This window comes from Corynebacterium pseudotuberculosis, from assembly GCF_002155265.1.
In the GTDB taxonomy this organism is placed as follows: Bacteria; Actinomycetota; Actinomycetes; order Mycobacteriales; family Mycobacteriaceae; genus Corynebacterium; species Corynebacterium pseudotuberculosis.
Map to the genome: position 1 here is coordinate 644,199 of NZ_CP021251.1, position 21,285 is coordinate 665,483.

18 protein-coding genes and 2 pseudogenes are annotated in these 21,285 nt (G+C 54.0%); 11 read left to right on the forward strand and 9 right to left on the reverse strand.

The window, feature by feature from the left end:
* Positions 1-26: 26 nt before the first annotated feature.
* Both CpATCC19410_RS03125 and CpATCC19410_RS03130 read right to left on the reverse strand, forming a co-directional pair.
* Complete coding sequence (locus CpATCC19410_RS03125) at positions 27-611, reverse strand: NADPH-dependent FMN reductase (RefSeq protein ID WP_013242853.1); 585 nt, start codon at positions 609-611, stop codon at positions 27-29.
* Between the two features lie 281 nt (positions 612-892).
* On the reverse strand, positions 893-1,495 hold the full coding sequence (locus CpATCC19410_RS03130; RefSeq protein WP_013242852.1) for a superoxide dismutase: 603 nt from the start codon (positions 1,493-1,495) through the stop codon (positions 893-895).
* A gap of 341 nt (positions 1,496-1,836) precedes the next feature.
* Here CpATCC19410_RS03130 and msrA point away from each other — a divergent pair, with 341 nt between their 5' ends.
* Both msrA and CpATCC19410_RS03140 read left to right on the forward strand, forming a co-directional pair.
* A complete protein-coding gene (gene msrA / locus CpATCC19410_RS03135; RefSeq protein WP_013242851.1) occupies positions 1,837-2,511 on the forward strand; it encodes a peptide-methionine (S)-S-oxide reductase MsrA in 675 nt (224 codons plus the stop codon).
* A gap of 280 nt (positions 2,512-2,791) precedes the next feature.
* Positions 2,792-3,742: an L-lactate dehydrogenase gene (locus tag CpATCC19410_RS03140; RefSeq protein ID WP_013242850.1), complete on the forward strand. Its 951-nt coding sequence runs from the start codon at positions 2,792-2,794 to the stop codon at positions 3,740-3,742.
* A 102-nt stretch (positions 3,743-3,844) separates the two neighbouring features.
* On the opposite strand, the gene CpATCC19410_RS03145 is transcribed toward CpATCC19410_RS03140, so the two are convergent.
* Positions 3,845-5,131, reverse strand: coding sequence for a thymidine phosphorylase (locus CpATCC19410_RS03145; RefSeq protein WP_013242849.1), 1,287 nt, complete (start codon positions 5,129-5,131; stop codon positions 3,845-3,847).
* Positions 5,132-5,315: 184 nt separating this feature from the next.
* Here CpATCC19410_RS03145 and CpATCC19410_RS03150 point away from each other — a divergent pair, with 184 nt between their 5' ends.
* The 7 genes and pseudogenes from CpATCC19410_RS03150 (at position 5,316) to CpATCC19410_RS03180 (ending at position 14,024) form a co-directional block, all read left to right on the forward strand.
* Positions 5,316-5,786 (forward strand): cytidine deaminase, encoded by a 471-nt coding sequence (locus CpATCC19410_RS03150; RefSeq protein ID WP_014401455.1) that lies wholly within the window; start codon positions 5,316-5,318, stop codon positions 5,784-5,786.
* Positions 5,787-5,797: 11 nt separating this feature from the next.
* A complete protein-coding gene (locus CpATCC19410_RS03155) occupies positions 5,798-7,012 on the forward strand; it encodes a NupC/NupG family nucleoside CNT transporter (RefSeq protein ID WP_013242847.1) in 1,215 nt (404 codons plus the stop codon).
* A 255-nt stretch (positions 7,013-7,267) separates the two neighbouring features.
* The gene (locus tag CpATCC19410_RS03160; RefSeq protein ID WP_013242846.1) at positions 7,268-7,987 is read left to right on the forward strand and encodes a glycerophosphodiester phosphodiesterase; all 720 of its coding nucleotides are present in this window, start codon (positions 7,268-7,270) and stop codon (positions 7,985-7,987) included.
* A 63-nt stretch (positions 7,988-8,050) separates the two neighbouring features.
* The gene (locus CpATCC19410_RS03165; protein WP_013242845.1) at positions 8,051-8,962 is read left to right on the forward strand and encodes a DUF5926 family protein; all 912 of its coding nucleotides are present in this window, start codon (positions 8,051-8,053) and stop codon (positions 8,960-8,962) included.
* A 151-nt stretch (positions 8,963-9,113) separates the two neighbouring features.
* A pseudogene (locus CpATCC19410_RS03170) lies at positions 9,114-10,673 on the forward strand (alanine/glycine:cation symporter family protein).
* Positions 10,674-10,946: 273 nt separating this feature from the next.
* Positions 10,947-12,887, forward strand: coding sequence for an HtaA domain-containing protein (locus tag CpATCC19410_RS03175; protein WP_227985919.1), 1,941 nt, complete (start codon positions 10,947-10,949; stop codon positions 12,885-12,887).
* Positions 12,888-12,899: 12 nt separating this feature from the next.
* On the forward strand, positions 12,900-14,024 hold the full coding sequence (locus CpATCC19410_RS03180; RefSeq protein ID WP_013242841.1) for a membrane protein: 1,125 nt from the start codon (positions 12,900-12,902) through the stop codon (positions 14,022-14,024).
* 92 nt (positions 14,025-14,116) lie between these two features.
* Here CpATCC19410_RS03180 and CpATCC19410_RS03185 read toward each other — a convergent pair whose 3' ends face one another.
* Genes CpATCC19410_RS03185 through CpATCC19410_RS03195 form a run of 3 tightly spaced genes read right to left on the reverse strand, consistent with a single transcriptional unit; the run spans position 14,117 to position 17,357 of the window.
* The gene (locus CpATCC19410_RS03185; RefSeq protein WP_014401453.1) at positions 14,117-15,400 is read right to left on the reverse strand and encodes an LCP family protein; all 1,284 of its coding nucleotides are present in this window, start codon (positions 15,398-15,400) and stop codon (positions 14,117-14,119) included.
* Between the two features lie 50 nt (positions 15,401-15,450).
* The gene (locus CpATCC19410_RS03190) at positions 15,451-16,212 is read right to left on the reverse strand and encodes a CPBP family intramembrane glutamic endopeptidase (RefSeq protein ID WP_041481579.1); all 762 of its coding nucleotides are present in this window, start codon (positions 16,210-16,212) and stop codon (positions 15,451-15,453) included.
* Positions 16,209-17,357 (reverse strand): amidase, encoded by a 1,149-nt coding sequence (locus CpATCC19410_RS03195; RefSeq protein ID WP_013242838.1) that lies wholly within the window; start codon positions 17,355-17,357, stop codon positions 16,209-16,211. Before CpATCC19410_RS03195 ends, CpATCC19410_RS03190 begins: the two co-directional genes overlap by 4 nt.
* Positions 17,358-17,392: 35 nt before the next feature.
* On the opposite strand from CpATCC19410_RS03195, the pseudogene pheA reads away from it, so the two are divergent.
* Both pheA and CpATCC19410_RS03205 read left to right on the forward strand, forming a co-directional pair.
* A pseudogene (gene pheA / locus CpATCC19410_RS03200) lies at positions 17,393-18,315 on the forward strand (prephenate dehydratase).
* Positions 18,316-18,318: 3 nt separating this feature from the next.
* The gene (locus CpATCC19410_RS03205) at positions 18,319-18,984 is read left to right on the forward strand and encodes a histidine phosphatase family protein (RefSeq protein ID WP_013242836.1); all 666 of its coding nucleotides are present in this window, start codon (positions 18,319-18,321) and stop codon (positions 18,982-18,984) included.
* A gap of 118 nt (positions 18,985-19,102) precedes the next feature.
* Here CpATCC19410_RS03205 and CpATCC19410_RS03210 read toward each other — a convergent pair whose 3' ends face one another.
* The 3 genes from CpATCC19410_RS03210 to CpATCC19410_RS03220 are packed head-to-tail and all read right to left on the reverse strand — an operon-like array spanning position 19,103 to position 21,257.
* Positions 19,103-19,450, reverse strand: coding sequence for a metallopeptidase family protein (locus tag CpATCC19410_RS03210; protein WP_013242835.1), 348 nt, complete (start codon positions 19,448-19,450; stop codon positions 19,103-19,105).
* The gene (locus tag CpATCC19410_RS03215; RefSeq protein WP_013242834.1) at positions 19,447-20,463 is read right to left on the reverse strand and encodes a septum formation family protein; all 1,017 of its coding nucleotides are present in this window, start codon (positions 20,461-20,463) and stop codon (positions 19,447-19,449) included. Before CpATCC19410_RS03215 ends, CpATCC19410_RS03210 begins: the two co-directional genes overlap by 4 nt.
* A 20-nt stretch (positions 20,464-20,483) precedes the next feature.
* A complete protein-coding gene (locus tag CpATCC19410_RS03220; protein ID WP_013242833.1) occupies positions 20,484-21,257 on the reverse strand; it encodes a GntR family transcriptional regulator in 774 nt (257 codons plus the stop codon).
* Positions 21,258-21,285 lie beyond the last annotated feature (28 nt).

Consider the following 21,285-nt stretch of genomic DNA (forward strand, 5'->3'; position numbering starts at 1 on the left):
ACGTTTATTGGGGCCGATGCTTGTGGCTAGCGCTTACGCGGATTCGTCTTTACTAGTTCCACAAAGGTGTCAAGGTAGCGCTGGATGAATGCGCGGGTGTCCTCGTTGGAGATGGAGCCATTATCGTCGATAAGCGTATTGGACTGGCCAATGAATGCCTCTGGTTGGCCGGTGAGTGGCATCGCAAAGTAAGAGAGCGCGAGACGGAGGTTCTTGTGCGAGCTGTAACCGCCCATGCGTCCGACCGAATGGCTGATGATTCCTCCGGGGAGTCCTGTCCATGCCACATCGCTGTTGGGCTTTGAGCCGACGTCGATAGCGTTTTTGAGGCAAGCTGGGATAGTGCGATTGTTTTCTGCCGTGACAAAGAGGACGGCGTCTGACGCTTTGAGCTCTTCCCGGAAAGTTGTGTAGGCCTCTGGAAGTGGCTTGGACGTCATAGCGGGATCGTCATAATCTGCATCATAGAGTGGCAGATCGCGGATTTCTAGAATGTTGGCGTCCCAATCGCTAGGCAGCATCTCGATGGCATTAAGTGCGATCTTGCGTGCAAAAGAACCTTCGCGGAGGCTGCCGACGAGGACGCTGACCTTGGTTGATGTGTTGGACATATTGGTATAGAACCTCCCGGATAGAAAACTACAAATAATACTTGCAGCGAGTTTATGCGCGTAGTATCTTTAAGTTCAAGCCATTGAACAATAGTGTTCCATTGACTTAGTTCTTTCCGTCCTTTTATGTCCTGTCGAGTAAATGAGGAGGCTTGTAGCGCTCAGAGTTGTCTGGTCTATTCCTTAGTTGAGATATGCGAAGCCCCTAGGTGAGCGGTGTGGCTCAAACCTAGGGGCGCGGCATCTTAAGATGCTGTCTACTTTTTATTCAGCAGGAGCATTTACTTGGTAGCTGCCTCGTAGCGTGCTGCAACGTCCTCCCAGTTGAACACGTTCCATACTGCCTTGACGTAGTCTGCCTTTACGTTCTTGTACTGCAGGTAGAAAGCGTGCTCCCACATGTCGAGCATGAGTAGTGGGGTGAGGTTAGCGGAGATGTTGCCCTGCTGGTCGGTAAGCTGCTCGATGACAAGGCGCTCACCAACGTGGTCGTATCCGAGCACTGCCCATCCGGAGCCCTGAAGGCCGAGGGCTGCTGCAGAGAAGTGCTCCTTGAACTTGTCAAAGGAACCAAATTCAGCGCTGATTGCCTCTGCGAGGTCGCCGGTTGGCTCGCCGCCACCGTTCGGTGAGAGGTTCTTCCAGAAGATGGAGTGGTTGGTGTGTCCGCCGAGGTTAAAAGCAAGATCCTTGGAGAGGGCGGTAACAGCAACGCCGATGTAGCCGTTCTCGCGGGCGTCGGCAAGCTTCTCCAGGGCCGCGTTAGCACCGTTTACGTAGTTTGCATGGTGCTTGGAGTGATGGAGCTCCATGATCTCAGCAGCGATGTGGGGCTCGAGAGCGTCGTAAGCATAATCGAGTTCGGGCAGTTCGTACTTAGCCATTGCCGTTGTCCTTTCATTGAGGTGTAGTGCCGCGCGCATTCCGAGGTGTGATCGGATCAAAAAACTTGATCATGCGCGTGAGGCGACTTGACCCCATGATAGGGCAAACCTGGATTATCGCAACGTTAATCTGTGGAAATTCCAATAAGTTTGCTATGGGGGAACACAGCGGGTGTGTGGGTGGGGGAGACGAAAGCACGGTTCAAGAATTCAGATTGGGAAATAAAACAATCCAACAAAGGGTTGTGCACCGTATAAACAGATAACCGCACAGTCGGGAAGATCGCAGCCAAGGGCGAGCGGTTCTGCGCGGTTGTATATCAAAAGAAACGGAGAAGAAGATGGGTTGGTTGTTTGGTTCATCGCCGAAGATGGTTGCTGATAACGAGGCACTCAAAGGTGGTTCGCAGCCAGTGTTGTCACAGCCGCGTCCGCATGCGGTGTTGCGCACCCCCATCACCGGTCCCTGGAAAGAGGGGCAAGAGGTAGTTTATGTGGGGATTGGCTGCTACTGGGGCGCAGAAAAAATGTTCTGGGAGACTCCAGGCGTTGAGTCCACGTCCGTAGGCTTTGCTGGCGGCATTACCCCAAACCCCACCTATCGTGAGGTTTGTACTGGGCGCACCAACCATACCGAGATCGTGGAAATTGTTTATGACCCTGCCGTGGTCAGCTTTGATCAGATCGTTATTAAGGCATTAGAGGCGCATGATCCTACGCAGGGATATCGTCAGGGAAATGATGTGGGGACCCAGTACCGGTCTGCTATTTACACGGCCGGCCCCTATGCTGCCGAGCAGGCCGCTCGTGCTCGGGAAATTGTAAACGCCTATGGACCGAAGCTTGAGGCTGCTGGATTTGGCCCCATGACTACTGAGGTGATGGAGCTAGCCCAGACGCCTTCCGGTCATTACTACCGTGCAGAAGATATGCATCAACAATATCTCCATAAAAACCCGGCTGGCTATTGCCCGCATCATTCCACCGGCGTTGCCTGTGGGATCCCCGGTGCTTGAGTTCTGATTCCTTCTTGCGGCCACCTCAAAGTTCAATGATGTTGAGGTGGCTTTGCTATGGAGTGCTGCCGGAGGACTTGTTAGGGTGGGGGCGTGAGGCGGGGCCGCGGGACGTGATCCCGTGGGTGCAATCAATGGGAAACGGAATCCGAACGGAATTTAATAGTGTGAAATAAGTATCATATCGGGCATAAAACCACAATAACGGGCATAATTGTGATGGAAGCCCAGAGAGTAGTCACAAGAATTGTCCCTTGGTGGGGCACTAAGGAAGGTAGCCATGAAGGATATCGTCGGAAACAAAGTTGTGCTCATTGGCGCAGGTGATGTTGGGGTTGCGTATGCGTATGCGCTAGTTAATCAGGGGACCGTCGATCATCTGGCCATTATTGATATTGATGAGAAAAAGCTTGAGGGCAACGTCATGGACCTCAACCATGGCGTTGTGTGGGCTTCCTCCCGGACCAAAGTCACAAAAGGCAGCTACGCGGACTGTGAAGACGCCGCTATGGTTGTGATCTGTGCAGGGGCTGCGCAAAAGCCCGGTGAAACCCGGCTGCAGCTCGTGGATAAGAACATGAAGATCATGAAGTCCATCGTGGACGAGGTTATGGCCAATAACTTTGATGGCATCCTTCTTGTCGCCTCTAATCCCGTGGATATCCTTGCTTATGCCGCATGGAAATATTCAGGACTGGATTGGCATCGGGTGATCGGTTCAGGAACGGTCCTCGACTCTGCCCGCTTCCGCTATATGCTTGGCGAGCGCTATGAAGTCGCTCCTAGCTCGATTCACGCTTATATTATCGGCGAGCATGGCGATACAGAGCTCCCGGTCCTTTCCTCGGCTACCGTCGCGGGCGTATCCATGCGCCGACAGCTGGAGAAAAACCCTGGATTGGATGCTGAGCTGGAGAAGATATTCGAGGAAACCCGCGATGCCGCTTACGCCATTATCGACGCCAAAGGTTCTACCTCTTATGGCATTGGCATGGGGCTCGCCCGCATCACGCGCGCGGTAATCCATAACCAAGAGGTTGCACTCCCTGTGTCGGCTCTCTTGCAAGGAGAATATGGGCAGGAGAACATCTATATTGGCACCCCAGCGGTGATTAACCGGGGTGGCATTAACCGGGTGGTTGAACTTGAATTGACCGATCATGAGATGGAGCGCTTCACGCACTCCGCCAATACCTTGCGAGACATACAAGAACAGTTCTTTCCTGCATAAAACCTGCATTTCCATAGACAAACAAGACAATCATGGGGCATTGGTCTCTTAATGTCTATGGAAATGCAGGCTCACTGCAAGTTCTGCATGTTCCTCGTGCTGTTAGCTGATGCGATCAAGGATGACCGAGGGGCGAGGTGCCGGGGGCTCATCGCCGATATTTACGCCGGGTTCGAGGGATTCTAGGGCTCGGCTGAAACGGTCCTCATCGTCGGTGTGGAGGGTGAAAAGCTTCTGGCCTTTTGATACCTTCTCGCCGAGCTCTGCATGGATCTCGATGCCTGCGCCGAGTTGGACTGGATCTTCCTTGCGTGCGCGTCCTGCGCCGAGTCGCCAGCTGGCTACTCCCAGTGCGAGGGCGTCCATCTCTGTGAGATAGCCGTCGCGATCGGCGGTGACCTCATGGGTGTGCCGTGCGGTGGGGAGTGCTGCGTCGGGGTCGCCGCCCTGTGCGCGGATCATCTTCTTCCAAGAGTCCATCGCGCGGCCGTCGGCAAGCGCTTCGTGGACATCGGGATCATGGACGCCGGCGAGCTCAAGCATCTCCGTCGCAAGGGCGCATGTGAGCTCTATGACGTCGGAAGGGCCGCCACCTGCGAGGACCTCTACAGACTCGCGAACTTCTAGGGCATTGCCGATGGTGCGCCCCAGGGGGACGGACATGTCGGTGAGAAGCGCGACCATATTGGTTCTGGCGTCGCGGCCTAGGTCAACCATTGTGCGGGCGAGCTCGCGGGCCTGGTCAAGCTCCTTCATAAAGGCCCCGGAACCCACCTTGACGTCGAGGACTAGGTTTGCGGTTCCCTCGGCGATTTTTTTACTCATGATGGAGCTGGCGATCAGTGGGATGCAGTCGACGGTGGCAGTGATGTCACGCAGCGCATAGATCTTCTTGTCGGCGGGTGCGAGGCCTGCTCCCGCGGCGCATACCACGCAGCCGGGGTCTTCGAGGATCTTCATCATTCGGGCATTATCTATGTCAGCTTCCCACCCGGGGATGGCCTCTAATTTGTCTAGGGTTCCGCCTGTGTGTCCTAGTCCTCTACCAGAGAGTTGTGGCACAGCAACGCCGTAACTGGCAACGAGTGGCGCAAGTGGAAGCGTGATTTTATCGCCGACCCCGCCGGTGGAGTGCTTGTCTGTTGTTGGCCGGGAGAGGCTGGCAAAGCTCATGGTCTCGCCGGAGTCGATCATGGCCTGGGTCCACTGGACGATTTCTTCTCTGTCCATGCCGTTGAGGAATATTGCCATGTTGAGGGCAGCCATTTGATCGTCGCCAACAATGCCGCGAGTGTAGGCATCGATGATCCAGTCGATTTGTCCCTTGCTTAGCTTCCCGTTGTCCCGCTTTGTGCGGATGACGTCTACGGCGTCGAATTTCTCGGCCACGGTATCACCTTCCATTGGAGCTGTTAAGGCTTGGGAAGTGCTATATGGCAACTCGGCCAGAGTACCCACATTGTGTGGTGGAACACTTCTCTTAACCTATTGTGCGATTTGACATTCTTGATTATTATCACTGGTAGCACGAATGTCAAGGGTTAAAGGCACAAATGTAAAAGGGTGTGGTGATATGAACTCCGGGGTTACAACCACTGGTCGGTTAGATTGCATGACCTCGGGAACAGGTAAAACGTGGACCGACGAGGAGCTCCTCGCAGAGGCCCGTTTTGCTGCTCAACGTTCCTACTCGCCGTATTCACATTTTCCGGTCGGCGCTGCACTTTTGCTTGACGACGGCCGCCTTGTCCATGGATGCAACTTTGAAAACGCATCGTATGGCTTAACCATTTGTGCTGAGCGTAACGGAATAGGCGGCGCAATTGTAGGGGGAGAGCCTCACTCGGGTGATGGCGTCCCATTCCGTATCCAGGCAGTGGCAATCGTTGGCAAAGCAGGGGAACCGTGCTGGCCCTGTGGGGCATGCCGTCAGGTTCTCCGCGAATTCAACTGTCAGCGCGTCATCGTGGAAGATGGCGATAATTCCCTCAGCGTTGACTTTGCCGCAATTCTTCCTTATTCCTTCGGTCCAGAATCTCTATAAGGGGACACATAATGGAAAGGCTTCAGGGACTTTTAGGGATCGTAGCCATCTTAGGCTTGCTCATTCTCTTTTCCCGCGCACGTAAACAAATTAATTGGCGGACCCTCGGGGTAGGCCTGGCATTACAAGTTTTGCTGTCACTGCTCGTTCTCAAGTGGAGTGTGGGCTTTAACGCAGTGAAGTCGGTATCTAAAGGGCTGCAGAAGCTTACCGACTTTACCAATGAGGGCACAGCCTTTGTTTTTGGTTCCCTCTTTAGCACTGAAAACTCCTTTGTTTTTGCCCTCAACGTGCTGCCGGTGATCATCTTCCTCGGAGCGATTATTGGTGCGCTGTACTACTTCCGGATAATCCAGTTCTTCGTGGACATCGTCGGCGGCGCATTAAAGTGGCTGCTGGGAACATCCAAGGTGGAGTCGGTGTGGGCAGCTACAGTGATTTTCTTGGGACAATCTGAGGCGCCCCTGGTGATCCAGCCATACCTGAAAAAGCTCACCCGCTCCGAGCTATTTACATGTATGACGGGTGGCTTTGCCTCCGTGGCGGGAGCAACCATCATTGGATATTCCCTGCTCGGTGCCCCGTTGGAGTATCTCCTCGCAGCCAGCGTGATGAACGCGCCGGGCTCTATCCTTGTGGCTAAGGCGTTTATGCCCGAGACAGAGAAGACAACGTTGGACGCGAATGTTCGGAATGTTCGCGATACTGAGAGCAAAAACGTTGTCGACGCTATCGGGCGTGGCGCCATGAGCGGTGGTCAGATTGCCATCGCTGTGGGCTGTCTGCTTATTGCCTTTATTGCAACGATCTCTATGCTGTCCGCGATTCTTGGCGGAATTGGCAGTCTCTTTGGGCAGGAAGGCTGGTCCTTGGAGGGACTCTTTGGCATTCTGTTCTCCCCTGTTGCTTGGCTTATCGGAGTTCCCTGGAGCGAGGCTCATTTGGTGGGATCCTTCATCGGAGAGAAGACTATTATCAATGAGTTTGTGGGATACACCAGCTTTGGAGCGAACCTTGAGAATCTGTCGCCGAAGTCCATTATGATCAGCACTTTTGCCCTTGCTGGTTTTGCCAACATCAGTTCTATTGCAATTCAGATCGGTGCGCTCGGAGGTCTTGTCCCTGAGCGTCGTGGTGAAGTCGCCAAACTCGCCCCAATCGCCCTGATCACTGGTTTTGCCACCAATATGCTCAATGCGGCAATAGTTGGTGTGGTCGCTATATAAAACACAGTGTTTTGCGCGGTGTTTTGAGTGGGCGCAGGGCCGGGCTCTTCTTAGGAAGGGCCCGGCTTTGTGCTAAGTAGCCTAAGAAAGAAAAGGCATAGGCAATAGGTGTTTTTCGGCTCTCTTTCCGTTCTTAGGCGGCAAAGGGACTGTTATTATTTGCGGGGTAAAGCCACGGAGATATTGACTAGGCGGAATAAGACAGAGCATTACATCCCGAGGAGAAAGGTGATGTGATGAGGATAGGGGTATGACGTGCAGATTATCGCGCATCGAGGCTTTAGATCGGCTTATCCCGAGATGAGCGCCCAGGCTTTTGAAAAGGCCCTGGAACTTCCTATTCATGGGGTTGAATGCGATGTCCGCTTAACCAGCGACGGGCATGTGGTGTGTCACCATGATGGAACGTTGCTGCGCACTGCTGGGGAGAAGACACGAGTATCTGCAGCCACCCTTAAGCAATTGCGCCATGCCAACATTGGCACCAGCGATAATCCGCAGCGGATTCTTACGCTTGATGAGCTTCTAGACATAGTCTTGTCCTATCCAGACAAACACCTCTATGTGGAAGCAAAACATCCGCTGCGCTACGGCGCGATGTTAGAAGAGAGCATCGCCATGCGCTTGCGCTACCGGGGAATGCTCGCAGACCCGCGAATTCACCTTATCTCCTTTTCTCATGCGTCGATACGCAGGATACGCCGCCTTGCTCCAGAGATTGATGCCATTTACCTGCGGAGGGAATGGGAAGCGCGCTATAACCCCTGGGATGTTGTGTCATCGCGCCCTACGGCTCGGGGGCTCTCTATCGCTCATGCAAAGCTGCGCCCTGGGTTGGTCGGCCAAAAGGGTAAAAGAACATACATATGGACTGTGAATGAGCGGGAGGATATGCGGTGGGCGCTCGATCATGGCGCCGATATGATCGCTACCGATTATCCCAATATTGCTCTTGAAGTAGTGCAGGGCGGATGAATGTCTTAATGTGAAGAAACCCTGAGGAGGTGTTGAGGCCCTACTCGCGGTAAGTTGTGTGACATGGCTAAGAAGAATAAAAAGAAGGAACAGCTTCCTGAGGGGATAAGCCGTCGTCAGGCTAAGCTTGCTGCTCGAGCTGCAGAGCGTGCGGCATTTGAACGCGATCCACGCCCGTACGGTGGGTTTGCCTTTGAGACGGATCTTGTGGCTATGCAGGAATTCGTGCCTTCCGCGGTGGCTAAGATTGAGGTTGAAGGCCTCGGTGAGGTTTTGTTGTGCACGGTTTTGCCTGGTGGCAGCGCGGCACTGGTGCGGGAGGAATCGGTAGGGGGAGACATCCTCGTCGCTCTCCAGACCCAAGCCCGCTCCAACAATCCGAATCGCGACTTGGCTTATGCCCTTAACTGGGCAAAGAGTGCTAAGCCGGGCGACACCTTGGACCGCGCCGTGGCGGACGGCACTGAGCCAAAGCTGAATGAGCTGCTAGGCGCCGATCAGCAGATAGACATCACTGAGTTCAGCGATTTTAACTGGTGGATTCCGGAGGGAACCGCCGTGAGCCCCATGCACGCCCAAGCGATCCAAGCGGCCAATGACTCGGTCTTGCCTTCGCATCGAGTAGAAGCAGAAGTGCCGGGAACCGTGTGGTGGATTAATCCGGGGCAGAAGGCTCACATCCGATGGGTGCGTGGTGAGGAAGAAGACACACTGCTGCGTGCGCTGGCCCGCATTGCTGCTCGTGGAGAGCTAAAGCTTGGCGACGAAACCAAGTTTGCAGGTGTCTTCCGCACGCATGGACTTGCCGTCCCCGTGTGGGACTTGGATCCTGAGCGCTCCCACGAGGATTATGCTGCTGACCTCGTGGCTCTGAACGGGAAGATTGAGGCGGAGCTGGATAATGACTCTCAGCTGAACCCCGATGAGCGTCGTCAGCTAGAGAACATCAAGTCTCGCCAGGTGACCATCCGCTAGACGGCGTGAGAGGACTATGTGGGGGGCGCGTTTCACTACGCTCTGCCCCCACATGGTGGCGTTTTTCTGTGAGCCAGTGCATTCTGAGCCATCGTGGTGCATGATATATAAATCTTCAAAAAGAGATGCCAATCACATCTAAGGGGTTTATATGGCTGATGCGCTTAATGCTCTGAACTCGATAATCTGGTCTCCAGCGCTTGTGTTTTTGTGCTTGGCTGCCGGCATCTACTTCACCATTGCTACTCGTTTTGTGCAGTTGCGGGGACTCCCGGACATGCTCCGTCAGCTACGACGCGGTGAAAAATCGGAAAACGGTGTTTCTTCTTTTCAATCGTTGATGATGTCCCTTGCCGGACGAGTAGGGGTGGGAAACATCGCTGGCGTGGCTACGGCTATTGCATTCGGCGGTCCCGGTGCCGTGTTCTGGATGTGGATGGTGGCCTTCTTGGGTGCCTCTACCTCTTTTATTGAATGTACCCTCGCTCAAATTTATAAAGAACAAGACCGAGACACCGGCGAGTACCGCGGTGGTCCGGCGTTTTATCTGGAAAAGGCGTACCGTCACACCAAGGCGGCCCCTTTTATGCTGTTCTATGGCATCGTCTTTGCTATTGCGATGATTTTTTCCACCAGTTATTTCCTGCCCGGAATCCAGGCAAATGGCGTAGCTGCTGCGGTAAATAATGCATGGGGGGTGGATGTAAAGATTACCGCTGTGGTGCTTGCTGTGGTCCTGGCTCTTATCATTATTGGCGGGGTGAAGCGCATCGCAAACTTTGCCACGATGGTGGTGCCGGCCATGGCCGCTATTTATATTGCAGTTGCCATTGTCATTTTGTTTATAAACTTTGACCAGATCCCGCATGTCTTTGGGCTGATTTTTAAGTCGGCTTTTAATGCTGAGGCCACATTCGCAGGATTATTTGGGTCTGCGATCATGTGGGGTGTTCGTCGCGGTATTTACTCTAATGAGGCTGGTCAGGGCACGGGGCCGCAGGCCGCGGCAGCTGCGGAGGTCTCTCATCCCGCAAAACAGGGCTTTGCTCAAGCATTTGCCGTGTACGTGGATACACTTTTTGTTTGTTCTGCGACGGCGTTCATCATTATCTCGACCAATATGTACAAGGTTTTTTCCGGGGAGAGTGAAGAGGGGGCGGTTATTTACTAAGGCTCGTTGCCTGATGGAGTTTCGGTGGGGCTGGGATTTGTTCAGTCGGGACTTGATTCAGTCGCTTCGGGCTTGGGTCCGTCATTTATCGCGGTCGCCATTATGTTCTTTGCCTTTACCACGGTAGTTGCCTATTACTATCTGTCGGAGACCAATTTTGCGTATTTGAATCGTTGGGTACACAGCAAAGGCCTACGTAGGCTGATTATCTGGGGCCTGAGGTCTCTTATGATTGTGTCTGTGCTCGTCGGCGCTACTTCCACTCCTGGTGCGGCCTGGACGCTTGGAGATATCGGAGTGGGCACTACTGCGTGGCTTAACGTTATCGGGATACTTATTCTGCAGGTCCCGGCACTCAAATGTCTGCGTGACTATTACCGACAAAAGAAGGCTGGGCTGGAGCCGGACTTTGATCCGGATGCCGTGGGCATTAAGAACGCCGATTTCTGGGTTGAACGTAAGCGGCGTCGTGAAGCCGTCGGAGCTGAGCGGGGCGCTCATATCGATCCTCGGCTTGGCGACGCCCCCTATGAACCCTAAAGCCTCATCCTTAACGGGCACTCCACTGTGGGTGTCCGTTTTCTTTTTCTCTGATGGAGCAGGGGTCAACCATTTTGTTATGCAAAAATAAGAAGTTTTTCCTGGTGCACTGATTTCCCAAGCTTATCAAGCAAGTTCCGTTGTAGAGGGTAAGGCTAACTTACCCCCGTCTTTATTGAGGTTAGGCATGCCTAAAAAGTCGGGTATAAAGTTGTGTGCGCTCGGTTTATACCGGGTAAATTGCATAACTTGAAAGGAACTGCGTTGAACCGAATGCGACGCCATACGGCCACCCTCATGGCAACGGTTATGGCATCCTCCCTCGTTTCCCTCGCACCAGTTGCATATGCGCAAGAAGCCGCATCTGAGGGCTCCTTGTCTTGGGGAATACGTTCTAGCTTTAACAATTACACCGGTGGTGCTACCAAGCTTTCCGATGGCGCCGCCCGTTCCGATAACTCCTTCACCTTCCCCCTGGCCACTCAGGCTTTTGATGAATCCACTTCAAAGCTGGAAGCTCAATTCAAAGGCGAGGTGCTGTATAAGAAGTACTGCAAGAACACAGGGAAAAAAGACCCTGTGGAAGACGATTGCTCGCTCGATCTTTCAATCAAGGATCCCAAAATCGTCATAGCCCCAGAGGGCTCCTACATGGAAGCCACTGTGCGATCACGGCAATACGCCACGGGACAGTACTTTGCTCCGGAAAAACCTGTCCGAATTGTCAACCTCTATACTTCAGGGGCGCAGTTTAAGGACAGCGATGGGAAAATTAGCTGGTCCGATATCGCTACCGCGCTGACCTCCGATGGCGTAAAAATGTTCTCTGATTTTTATAATGAGAACGAGGGCCTTGATCCGCTTAATTTCACATATAAAGGCAAGGGTGTACGCCCCGCTGGTGATCAGGGGGGATTACGGACTGCAGCCCAAAAATGGACAGCGCCAAGGGACTACGACCACCTTTCTCGCCCCTTTTCCTATGGTGACAAGGTCGTGGTGGTTACCGCCGACTACGGCGTAACGCTTCTCAATGCGGAGCTAAAGCCCATAGCGACAAAAGAACTGCCCATAGACAAGCTGACTACGGTCGCTTTCAATGAAAAAACGGGCGAACTCTTTTACGCAGCATCGGGGACCAATGGCTCCTCTGATATGAAGACGCTCATGAAAGCCACCGTCTCCCAGGACGGAATTGGGGAGCCTACCAGCGTGGGAACCGTCCCCGAGGCTATCCGGGGAATCGGAGTGGACGCAGATTCTGGCGTATTTTTTGCAATTAGCTCGGAATCAGGCGATGACTCCTCTAGGGAAAACGGCGGACATCTCACCATCTTTGATAAATCTTCCGAGCGCTCGATAGCTCTGCCAAAGACTTCAGAAGTCCTTGAGGGCAAGGTTGCTGACGGCGAGTCGCTGTACGCCAAAATCTTTAATGACGATGACTTTGCTGAAGTCCTGAAGATGAACGATGGAACTTTTGTCTTCCATCCGGGAACTGCCATCACGTTGAATGATGATGACATTGCAACGAAGGGTTTCCTCTTCTCCATTGACCTGAAGGCTTCTGATGCTGAGGCTTTCAAATACATGAAGGGCTCCCAATACCTCGCGCGTACGGCTCTTCTGGGAGTGTCTACGGATGGGGAAAAAATTGTGCGGTCCACCCACTTTGGTCGAGGTGGAGCACAAATTCTGAAGTATGCGGACCGGGATGTTTCTGAGGTGACAAAGCTTTCTCAAGACTCTGAGCTGGGTCTTTGGGCAGGGTCGGTTTTCCATGACGGAAAGATCGTCCAGCTAGACGGCAGAAACGGCAAGCTTAACTGGTTGAATGCCTCAGATTTGAAGGTGGAAAAGTCCCTTCCCATAGCTAATGGTCGCGAGACCTCTAACAGGCGACATGGTGACTTTTTAATCACCAAAAACGGCGACGTTTATGTGCAAACCTTGGATGAATCGACTGGTGATTACAAAGAATATTATGTGCTCACACGCATGTCCGATGGCTCCAAGCCGGTAGTCACTAAGTCTGACAATGAGAACCGACTACGGGAAATTGAACGGTTTACAACCGATAATGCAAAGCCCTCTTCTGACGGAAAACTTGGGCAAATAGGCAAGATCATCGGCATAGTGCTGGGGGTCTTAGGTGGACTTTCTGCTCTCGCATTCTTCTTCCAAAACCATATTCGCAGCTTCTTGGGATTCTAAAGGACACACATCATGAAAAATAATCGCATACTTTCTCTCACCATCAGCGCTTTGGCCACGGCTTCTGTGTTTACTACTTCTTCTTTGGTTGTCACGTCACCATTAGTTACTGCAGTGGCTAGTGCACAGACGCACGATGCGATGCCGGGGAATTACATAATTAAGAAAGCCGAGGATGGTGACCAGCATCTTGCTGAATTAAATTCTCTGGTTTCCGTGGCAAAAGTTCGCCACCTGTACCATGCGGCGTCGGGCGAGCAAAAATTCGAGGACTATAGAAACGCTACCGATGAAATGCGAAGGGCTCACGAGGAGTCTGAGAATGCCTGTTATATGGCAAAGGCGAGGGTTGCGCTAGCGATACTTAAAGTCGAAGGGGACGCAGACGCTAGAGCCTTGGACTTGGGACGCGTGGGCATTGACCTTGAGGAATCAGAAAAGGCACTTCCGGTTCTTAAGGAGATGAAGGATAAGTACCTGAAGTTAGCCTTGGGCACTGATTCAACGGATCCGGATAAGGGCAAGATCAGTAACACGGACAAGATTGCAACAAATGGCCTAGACGGCTTGGAGCGCGTAATCAAAAAGCTGAAGGAGGGAGAAGAAACATACGAGTTTGATGCGTATTCCATCCTCGACTGGAATGTCCAAGAACGTTTTATTGAAAGGATTAAGTCGGCGCACCACATGGGCGAAGCAGAAGATCAACTAACTGTTTCTAAGCTCAGCGATCCTGAAAATATTAAAAAAGATGACATCCTCAAGACGGCTCAGGAAAACAAGGAAATGCTGCTTAAGAAGCATGGTGGTTCCGATACGTTAGCTCCGAAGCCTCAGGAAAAACCAGAGAAGCACAAGGAAGAGGCAGAAAAGCCAGCTTCTGAAAAACCGAAGGCAGACGCGGAAAAGCCAAAGGCAGAGCCAGAGAAGCCTAAGGCAGAGCACGAGAATAAGGCCCCCGAGGCTAAGGATGAGAAAAAGGTCGAGTCCGCTGAGACGCCTAAGGCGCCTAAGACTCCACAAATCTCCTGGTCTCCCATCACCTGGCCTTCCTGGCTGAAAGTGATTGTGTCTCTGGGCGGTGTGGGTCTACTTGCTGGTTTGGTGCATATTCTGTTGCCATTCTTGCCTCATTAAATCCTCTCTAAAATCTGGATTAGAGGCACCCTAAGATGAGTAATGCCGTTGCGGCTGATTGAACCGCAACGGCATTACTCCTGCGATGATAATTACCGCAAGGAAGCGAATAATTGTTCAGCGGCGGTTTTGTCCCAGAGGACCACATTTCCTACGTCGTAGTTGGCAAAACCCGAGTATGGGACGGTAACCGTATCCACTCCTTCGCGCATTGCTAAAGCCACGCGGAGGAGATGCCAGACGTGATCTTTGTTTCCTACAGTGAAGCTTCCAGCCACGCTGCTTACGGTGGGGAAGAATCGGAATGGGTTGGCAAAGGTACTGGTGGAGGTAAGCTTATTTACCAGCGCGGCGAAGAACTCTCGTTGGCGTTGCACGCGATCGAGGTCGCCTAGGGGGGTGGCTCGTGTACGGACGTATCCGAGCGCCGTTGGGCCGTTGACTTTTTGGCAGCCGGCGTTGATGGAAAGCGCTGCCAGTGGATCATTGATGGGTTCTGCTGGGCATACTTCGATGCCGCCAACTGCGTCGACAACGTTGGCTAGCCCGCCCATGCCGATTTCCGCGTAATGGTCCACGCGCAAGCCGGTGGCTCCTTCTACAGTTTGGGTAAGTAGCGGTGCGCCACCATAGGTGAAGGCTGCATTGATCTTATCCATACCGTATCCGGGGATGCTGACGTAAGAGTCGCGAGGGAGTGACAGCAGGGTTGCTTTGCCGCTAGTGGGGATGTGGAGCAGCATGATGGTATCGGTTCTCATGGAACCGAGATCGCCGCCCGTCCCTAGTCGCTGGGCATCGGCTTCGCTGAGTCCTGATCGGGAGTCCGAACCGACAAGCAGCCAGTTTGTGCCGGCGGTACTAGCAATGCGGTTGGTAGGACGGGCGTTGGTTCGGTTGAGTTTGGTGTCCATCCAGAGCGTGCCAGCGATGCTGAGGACTAAGACGGTGACAACTAGCCACGCGATGCTGGATAGGCAGCCGCGGGGGCGTAGGATCCTCCGACGGCGTCGGGGCGCACTGGGCTGTTGAATAGCGGCCTGGTGGCGCTCAAAGCTTCGGTTAGGTTGAAAGCTTGCAGATTGTTGGTACCCACGGGGATCAACGTAACTCTGTGGCGGCTGCTGTTGCCGTAGCTGCTGTTGCTCCTGCGCCGAAGGGAAATATTGTTGGGGGCGTTGCGGCTGCGCGGGGGAGTCAAAACGCGTCACCTCCGGTTGGGGAGCCTGAGCGTTCCGACGCGGCCGCCGTTGTGGCGCGCTCTTTCCTCGACGGCGCACGGGTCGTCCGTAGCGATCGAGCAGGGGATTCCCTTGAGAATCACGCATGAACTCATCACGCGATCCGTATCCTGCCTGTGGCTCCTGTGGGTTCATGAGAATAAGAGTAGTAAGCCAAGACCGATTGCGGCTAACTCATGGCACTTTTAAAGTCCCAAGAACTGCAGATTTCCACCGATGAGGGAGTAGCCAACAAAAGCGACGGCGTCGATAAGGAAATGCCCTACGATGAGTGGCCAAATATGCTGTGGGCGCCATTTGAGATAGAACCAGGTAAAGAGGAGGCCCATAATCATATTGCCAATTCCTGCGGAAAATCCCTGGTAAAGATGATAAGAGCCGCGCAGCAACGAGCACGCTAGGAGGATGAATCCGGTGGACTTGCCAAGCTGCCGTAACCGTGTACTAAGCCATCCGACCACCACGATTTCCTCTGCAAAGGCATTGGCAAAAGAATAAAGCAGCAAAATGGGAATCGTCCACCATGTTTCGAGCGAGCTCGGGATAACCTGTTTTGACAGCCCTAGATGCACTGCTGTGACGTAGAAGGCAAGACCGGGAACTCCAATAGCAAGCGCGAGTAGGGCGCCCCAGCCGATCTCTGTCAGCCATGTCTTTGCAGACGTGAGTCGAAGCAGCGGTCCAGGTATGCGGTGCTCGGGGGCGTTGACTACAAGGAGGAATAAGGAGAGTAGTCCCCACGCGATGAGAGTTCCCGCCCCGCACAGCTGTAGTGCAAGGTCGAGCCAGGGGGAATCTGCCTGGGAAGAATTAAGAGTGGTGCTCTGCTCGTTGAGGGCTACGGGGGAGAGGGTGGCGTCGATAAGCCTTAAAAGCGAACGTAACCCGGACATGCCGAATGTGATGGCAAGGACCAGCCAGATTTCTCCATGAATACGATGCCTCATAATGCCTCCGCCACGCCAAAGAGCTCAGGAACAGTGGCTCGGATCGCCCCGAGTTGAATCCCTACCCCGCGGTAAGGCACCGATAACGCGGCGCCTCCAGACATGTTGAACATGGTTCCCCACGGGGTCCAACGGGTCTGGGCCGCAAAATCCTCTTCGGGCGGCATAGCGGAGAAATATCCCACGGGCGGCGGGTCGAATGCCAGGGTAGGGGTGAGCAGTACGTCGATATCCCAGGCGTCGCGCAGGAGCTTATCCACGCCCACGAAAATCCGTACGGCCTCTGCTTTCCGCTTTTGGGACACAAGGCGGCCACAGTCGCGTAACCACTCCACGAGAGGAGAAGCAGGCCCATGAATCTTTGTGGATTTTAGCGCCAGAATGTCATGAAAAGCCTTAAACGGCTCATCACCATAAGGCCTGGTCACTCTGCTGACCGCGTGGCCGGCCGCGGAAAGTCTCGCGGCGGCTTCCTCTACCGCGCTAAGGATGTGGGGGGCCACGTCTACCTCTGCATGGACGGGTTGTGTGAGCACACCAATGCGCAGCGGGCGCGATAGCGGGCGGATGTTGTGGAGATAGGCGGCGTCGGCAAGCGTGCGGGTGAGGAATCCTTGAGTGACCGGATTAGCTAGCGAGGCATCATGCGGTGGTTTAAAGCCCACGATCCCAGTACAAGCTGCTGGGATGCGGATAGAACCGCCGCCATCAGAAGCATGGGCGGCCCGCACCAATCCGCGAGCGACCATAACCGCGGCGCCTCCTGAAGAACCGCCAGGCGTATGCCCATCATAGGTCGGGGCTGCTAAACCTACTGGCTCTGTGTAGGCGCTAAGGCCCAGCTCTGGAACCAGGGATTTACCAGGAACTATCGCGCCCTGCGCCATATATTTGGCTATAAACGAGTCGGTTTCCGCCGCCATAACCCGGCGGTGGACTGAACCATAGCTGGTAGGCATACCTGCCACATCGGAGAGATCCTTGGCTGGGATGATCCACCCGGAGAGCCGCTGCGGTGGTGAGTCTGCCTGCATATCTGCTTGATCATGCGCCGCATCAGCATCGAAATGAGCGAAGCCATGCTCTTGCGCGGATAAGCCGGCGACCTGCGTTGCGAGTGCGTCGATTCGCTCATGAATTGCCATGACGAACACACTACTAGGCAGATAAACTAGCCCTCATGAAGATCGCCTATTTGGGCCCTGAGGGCACATTCACCGAGGCTGCATTATGGAAGTTTGCAGAGCGGCAGGAGTTTGTGGATGTTCGGGCGATTCCCATGCGTACCCCACGTGAGGCTGTGGACGCGGTTCGCGCCGGTGAAGCCACATATGCCTGCGTAGCCATAGAAAACTCCGTCGATGGTGCCGTAACACCTACCTTTGATGCGCTGGCAGTAGCTGACGACGTGCAAATCTTTGAGGAAGTCGACCTTCCCATCGCCTTTGCCATCATGAGCCTCCCCGGCGCGGAGGCCTCCGCGGCAAAGATCATAGCCACACATCCCGTGGCTTATCAGCAAGTAAAAAGTTGGCTTGCGCAGCATGCCCCCCAAGCAGAATTTATAGCGGCCTCCTCCAACGCTGCTGCTGCACAGCTGGTATCTGAAGGAAAAGCAGACCTTGCAGCCGCGCCGTTACGCGCCGCCGAGGTCTATGGGCTTTCCGTGATCAGCGACAACGTGGCTGATGTGCCGGGGGCTCGCACTCGCTTTGTCCTGATTGGTCAACCTGCGCGATCCACTCCTCGCACTGGGACAGACCGCACAGCAATCATGTTTATTCTGAAAAACGAGCCTGGAAGCTTGGTCGCGGCACTTTCTGAATTTTCCCTGCGCGGAGTCGATCTATCGCGCATTGAATCCCGTCCCATTGAAAGCGGTCTTGGTTATTACCGCTTCCATGTGGACGTGAATGGGCATATCGACGACGCCCCGTGGCAGAAGCGCTGCGTGCCCTTTATCCGCGTTGCTCCGTGCTCCAATTCTTAGGCTCCTGGCCAGCGCATCAGGCTAACCCGCGGGAAGCCGCCCTGACCGCGGACACGGAACTTATAGATCGTGCTGCCCAATGGGTAAAAAGCATCAGAGAAGGACGTTTGTAGAGGATGGAAACCGTGGGCCGAATCATTTTAATGCGCCATGCGCGTACCTTTGCTAACGCTGCCCGAGTATTTGATACGCGACCGCCGGGGGCAGAACTTACTGTTCTGGGGCGTCTTCAAGCTACGGAAGCAGGTGTGCATCTAGCCAATATCACCCATAACCTTGGAGGGGTGGTGGCTTCAGTGGCAATCCGGACCCAGCAGACAGCCGTTGCTGCGGTAAAGGCTTATGAAGAAACCTTGGGTCTCCCGGCGGATACCTATCCCATTGACGTGGACCCTAACCTGAGAGAAGTCTTTTCCGGGGCTCTCGAGGGGAGCTCGGCTCCTGAATCTCATGAGGCATATATCCGTGCTCTCGACGCCTGGATGAGCGGGGACCTTTATGCAGCAATGCCGGAAGGGGAGACCGCGAATGAAGTGGTTATACGGATGCGGAAACCCCTGGAAGACCTTGCAACGCTATGCCGGGAGACTGGAAAAGATTATCTCGCGGTGAGTCATGGGGCTGCGATCCGCATTGCCACGCGATATTCCTCCGACGTGCCCGAAAATGTGGCTCGGAATATTTATGTGGGAAATACCTCTCTTATGATCATTGAACCCTGCGGAGAATTCGGTCAGTGGCATTGCGAGATGTGGGGCAGCACACGCTTAGATCGGCCATGAAACAAAGAGAAGCAAAGTGACCCTGCATTTCCATAGACATTAGGCCCCAAAAAAAGCCTCCAAAGCTGTCTATGTCTATGGAAATGCAGGTTGGGTGGGCTCGGTTGGCCAAATTAGGCTAGGCGTATCCCAGCCGATGCAGGTCCTCTTCCTCGAGGCCAAAATAGTGGCCGATCTCGTGCATTACGGTGATGCGAACCTGCTCTACGAGTTCTTCCTCGGAAGAACAATATTTTTTCAGGGCTTCTTTATAGATAGTGATCGTGTCGGGGAGGAACCCGGCGTGATCAAAGCTGCGTTCGGTGAGCGCTACACCATGGTAAAGACCGAGGATATAAGGGGAGTCCTCGGCATAATCCTCGATGAGGATGGCAAGGTTGGTGATGTGCTCGGTGATGGACTCCGGGATAGCGGATAAGGCTTGGTCTACGAGTTTTTCAAAATGTTCATCGCTGATCTGAATCATGGGCGTGCTGGTTCTGGGTGAGGGCCTATGAGAGCTTCGGGGTTCACAATAGGTGCTCGCACCGGACGCGAAGCCGGGGGTTGGCCGTTGATAGTGAAGCCGGTTCTGGCGCCGCCAGCGAGTGTGGCAAATTTACGATCTTGGCCAAAGACCAGCGCGCAATTGACACTGCGTGAGCCGCCAGCCCACGAGTTTTCGGGGAGGGTGGTCCAGAACGGTTGGAGAGTGGAGAAATACAGAGGGTCGTCGCCTCCCAAATAGTCCTGGGCCGCTTGGGTGCATACCTGTCGGAGGTGCGTGTCCTGTTGTTCAAGGGAAGGCGTTCCCTCTGGGAAGACTGGCTGCAAATCTACGATGGCGGTGATTTCCATCTGGTGATCGGCAGCGCAGTCGACGACTCGGGTGGCGCTGGCGGCGTCGACAAGCACGCACTCTTCGGGACGGAAGATGCGGGACTGGTCTTGCTCGGCGGCGCGTCCGGAAGTTGGGATGAGAGTGCCTTTATCATCGGTGGCTTGGACACCACAGAGTAGGGTGCGATCACCCTTTGACCAGGCATCTTGTGGGGGAAGAATCGAGGCGACCGAATACTTTCCCATCTGATCAAAGGTGCCTTTCATATACTGAATCGTAGGGTTAAGGCACAGCTCCTCGCGTAGCTGTGCTTGACGGGTGAGATCTGGCATTGGGGCCTCACTGCCAAACTCGGATGCGGGGTAAGCCCTTAGGTCTTCGCGGGAAGAAACCTCGAAGCGGTGCTCGCCTGCGCAGTCGGCTTGCTCAAAATTGGTGATTTTCCCCTGATCGTCTTTCCACGTGAGGCATGACCCGGAATCGGCGGTGGTAAAGGACGCGGCAGACGCTTTGCTGTCTGAGGAAGGACGTGACTGAGACTGCTTGGACGAACCCTCACTCTGGGAAGAAAAAGAGTACGCGCCGACCCCTGCTGTGGAGACTAAAGCTCCGACAAGCAGGATACGAACTGCTGTAGCACTGCGCCAAGATTGAGTCATAGTGCCCTCAGTCTACTTACTTACTTGGAAATAAAGGTCCGCAACGCAAATCTATCTGTGCGATAAAGAGAAGAACACCACTCTATAGGGTGGTTGCCTGCACTGGCATGGCGCTCCACCTTGAGGAGGGGTTCTCCCACTTCAACGTCCAGAATCCGGGCGGTTTCTGCCGTTGCGGCCACCGCTGTGGTGATTTGTTCTGCCCCGGTGATGAAAATGTTGTAGGAATTTTTCAAAATTTGATAAACGGACTTGTATACGTCGTTTTCTAGTAGATCAGGGGCAAAAGTTGAGTTGTACCATGCGTCGTTGAGGCAAAAAGGTTTGCCGTCTCCTAGGCGGAGACGCACGAGGTGGGTATGTGGTGTGGCAGCGTCTGTGCGGAAGAACTCTTGAACCACGGAATGGGGGGATGACCATGCGGAGGACAAAATTTTACTGGAGGGCTCGATACGGCGCGCAGACATCTCATCTGTAAAAGAAGCGAGTTGTAGGCGGGTGACCATCGGAGATTGCGCCACAAAAGTGCCTTTACCTCGGCTGCGGCGGAGTTGTCCGGTGGCTACAAGATCGCCGATAGCGCGTCTTACGGTAATTCGGCTTACGCCATAGGCCTCTTCTAGAACGCGCTCACCGGGCAGCATATCACCAGGTTTGAGCTCGGTACGGCAGAGTTCTTCTAGTATTTCCCTGAGCTGTTGATGCTTTGGCGTGCTGGTTCCGTCAGTTAGGGTTCTGGCGGGCAACCCCAATCGAGTGTCGACCATAGGTATCAGTGTAGCCGCGCTGGTCATAACCAGCCATGATTTTGGTCATGTTGTG

What these genes read in the sequence shown, in the direction of transcription:
- CpATCC19410_RS03125 (WP_013242853.1), bottom strand. Translation starts at nt 611, where the DNA reads ATGTCCAACACATCAACCAAGGTCAGCGTCCTCGTCGGCAGCCTCCGC.
- CpATCC19410_RS03130 (WP_013242852.1), bottom strand. Translation starts at nt 1,495, where the DNA reads ATGGCTAAGTACGAACTGCCCGAACTCGATTATGCTTACGACGCTCTC.
- msrA (WP_013242851.1), top strand. Translation starts at nt 1,837, where the DNA reads ATGGGTTGGTTGTTTGGTTCATCGCCGAAGATGGTTGCTGATAACGAG.
- CpATCC19410_RS03140 (WP_013242850.1), top strand. Translation starts at nt 2,792, where the DNA reads ATGAAGGATATCGTCGGAAACAAAGTTGTGCTCATTGGCGCAGGTGAT.
- CpATCC19410_RS03150 (WP_014401455.1), top strand. Translation starts at nt 5,316, where the DNA reads ATGAACTCCGGGGTTACAACCACTGGTCGGTTAGATTGCATGACCTCG.
- CpATCC19410_RS03155 (WP_013242847.1), top strand. Translation starts at nt 5,798, where the DNA reads ATGGAAAGGCTTCAGGGACTTTTAGGGATCGTAGCCATCTTAGGCTTG.
- CpATCC19410_RS03165 (WP_013242845.1), top strand. Translation starts at nt 8,051, where the DNA reads ATGGCTAAGAAGAATAAAAAGAAGGAACAGCTTCCTGAGGGGATAAGC.
- CpATCC19410_RS03175 (WP_227985919.1), top strand. Translation starts at nt 10,947, where the DNA reads ATGCGACGCCATACGGCCACCCTCATGGCAACGGTTATGGCATCCTCC.
- CpATCC19410_RS03180 (WP_013242841.1), top strand. Translation starts at nt 12,900, where the DNA reads ATGAAAAATAATCGCATACTTTCTCTCACCATCAGCGCTTTGGCCACG.
- CpATCC19410_RS03185 (WP_014401453.1), bottom strand. Translation starts at nt 15,400, where the DNA reads ATGAACCCACAGGAGCCACAGGCAGGATACGGATCGCGTGATGAGTTC.
- CpATCC19410_RS03190 (WP_041481579.1), bottom strand. Translation starts at nt 16,212, where the DNA reads ATGAGGCATCGTATTCATGGAGAAATCTGGCTGGTCCTTGCCATCACA.
- CpATCC19410_RS03195 (WP_013242838.1), bottom strand. Translation starts at nt 17,357, where the DNA reads ATGGCAATTCATGAGCGAATCGACGCACTCGCAACGCAGGTCGCCGGC.
- CpATCC19410_RS03205 (WP_013242836.1), top strand. Translation starts at nt 18,319, where the DNA reads ATGGAAACCGTGGGCCGAATCATTTTAATGCGCCATGCGCGTACCTTT.
- CpATCC19410_RS03210 (WP_013242835.1), bottom strand. Translation starts at nt 19,450, where the DNA reads ATGATTCAGATCAGCGATGAACATTTTGAAAAACTCGTAGACCAAGCC.
- CpATCC19410_RS03215 (WP_013242834.1), bottom strand. Translation starts at nt 20,463, where the DNA reads ATGACTCAATCTTGGCGCAGTGCTACAGCAGTTCGTATCCTGCTTGTC.
- CpATCC19410_RS03220 (WP_013242833.1), bottom strand. Translation starts at nt 21,257, where the DNA reads ATGACCAGCGCGGCTACACTGATACCTATGGTCGACACTCGATTGGGG.